Source organism: Actinocrinis sp. (genome assembly GCF_035946395.1).
Taxonomy (GTDB): Bacteria; Actinomycetota; Actinomycetes; order Streptomycetales; family Catenulisporaceae; genus Actinocrinis.
Window position 1 is genome coordinate 1 of the sequence record NZ_DASYZI010000156.1, and the last position, 1,963, is coordinate 1,963.

Sequence of the window (1,963 nt, forward strand, 5' to 3'; positions counted from 1 at the left end):
CCACCAGAACCGACCGGCGCGCCATCGCCGCCGAGATGGACCAGGCCCGGCCCCGGCGCTTGATCATGCCCTATTGGTGCCCCAGGGCCCTCGCACAGGAATGGGCGCCAGTGTGTCTTCCCAGCCCAAACACCATGACACTAGCGTCCTGCTGACTGGACTCATAATCCGCTGAGCAGGGGTGGTATGACTACAGTTCTGGATCTACCGGTGACCCGACGTGAGCAACTGCGGAATCTGGAGCTTGATCATGCCCCATTCATGTCCCAGGCAGGACCGTCGGCGCAGGACGTGCAGGTAGCAGCGGTTTGGCTATGGGCTTGTAGAACCGTCAGCCCAGGGAACGGCATTATAGGGGACCGCCCACTGCCCGTCCCCTGTCGAGTCCCGTGTCGAGTCCTGTGTCGAGTCCTGCGTCGAGTCCCGCACTGCCGAATTGAGCCGTTCTTAGATCAAGACAGCGCGCTGCGCACGCCGTGGGCCGACCCTTGCGCCGGCCTCCGGCCTTGGGGGCCCCGGCCGGCACGCGCCGGCCCTCACGCCATCGTGCCGCTGATCATGGCAGGCCATCCGGCAGGGCATCCGGTGCTGGACATTGCCGTCTTCATCGGCGCTTCCAGTGTCCCGCTCCCGGCCACCGCGTCGAGGTCGCTCCCTGCGGTCGCGTCGCATGCGATCGGCTACGCCGAACCTCGACCCGGCACCCGCTCGCCAGGGTTCCGGCGCCTGTCGAGGATGACGGAGGGGACCAGGACACGACCCCGTGACCTGCGCTGTGATGCCACGGCGCAGGACGGACCGCCTAACTTAGTGGAGAAAGTCGAGCGCCGCGGCGCGGAACTCAGCCGACATCAGCGCGCCGCGATGATCACCGGGCACCGGGAGGTATCTCGCGTTCGGAAGGGTCGCTGCCAGCTGGTCGACAGGATCGTCCTCGGTTCCCGAGACGAACAGCGTCGGGACCGTGGGTAGGTCGGCGCCTGGATCGAACGGTTCGGCGGCCAGCGCTTCTATGAGCAGCAGCATCTGATCCCGGTCGAGGTGGGGCTGAGAGATCCAGGCTGCGAATTCGGCGAGGTCGGGGTCGGGCGCCTCGGCTTCGCCTTTGGCCACCGCGCGGAGCAACTCGATGTCTATACCGGCCAGCGGGTCGGTCGTGCCCAGCCCCTCGAGGACCAGGCGCCCTACCCGGCCAGTGGCAGCCAAGGGCCAGGCCAGCCGGGCGCCGAGCGAATAACCGACCACGTCGGCCTCGTCTTGGCCGGTGCTGTCGATCGCCGCAACCAGGCCCGCAATGATCGCGCTGACCGAGATCGCGTCGCGATCGGCCGCTGGGCACGAGCCATGACCGGGCAGGTCGACAGCGACCGTCCCACGCCCTTGGGCAGCCAACGCCTGCGGCCAGCCCGGCTCGATCCAGTCGATCTGGGCACTACTGGTGAATCCATGGACGAGCAGCACCGGACGCTCGCCCGGGGAGCTGTGGACGGCGAGCCTGAGTTGCGACGTCATAGGTTCTCCGATTCCGCTGCTACCAACGCGCCCGCAGCTGGCGAGGCTCGCGCATGGGTTGCAGTTTGGGTTGCAGTTCACCGTTATACCACCGCATTCAACCGGGACCGCTCAAGGACGTTGGTCCAGCTTGAACCGTTCTGAACGCCCACGATCCGAGCTGCTAATGCGGTTGGGTGCGACGGGCTTCGCGGACCAGGCCCAGTCGACCTCGGCCCGGGCCACACCTGGGCCATATGTCACGAAGACTCGCGGATAGCAGCGGTCACTCACGCGCACTCAGCCGCGAAGGCCAGCAGGAACGTTGCTCCTGGTAGGCCGGATTCTGTACCCCCGACCTTCCAAGCTGGTGCTGCTTCCGTGTCATTGCGTCGACCGGTAATCGGCGTGAGCGGTGCGTTACGGGAGTGGACTGTGGCAGCTGCCCATAGCGCCAACTCTCGCCACCACG

Annotated in this window: 1 protein-coding gene; it reads right to left on the bottom strand. The window is 66.7% G+C overall.

All coding sequences use genetic code 11. The features are described from left to right. Positions 1 to 807 precede the first annotated feature (807 nt). Complete coding sequence (locus VGS97_RS09975; RefSeq protein ID WP_326853043.1) at positions 808 to 1,512, bottom strand: alpha/beta fold hydrolase; 705 nt, start codon at positions 1,510 to 1,512, stop codon at positions 808 to 810. Positions 1,513 to 1,963: the final 451 nt, after the last annotated feature.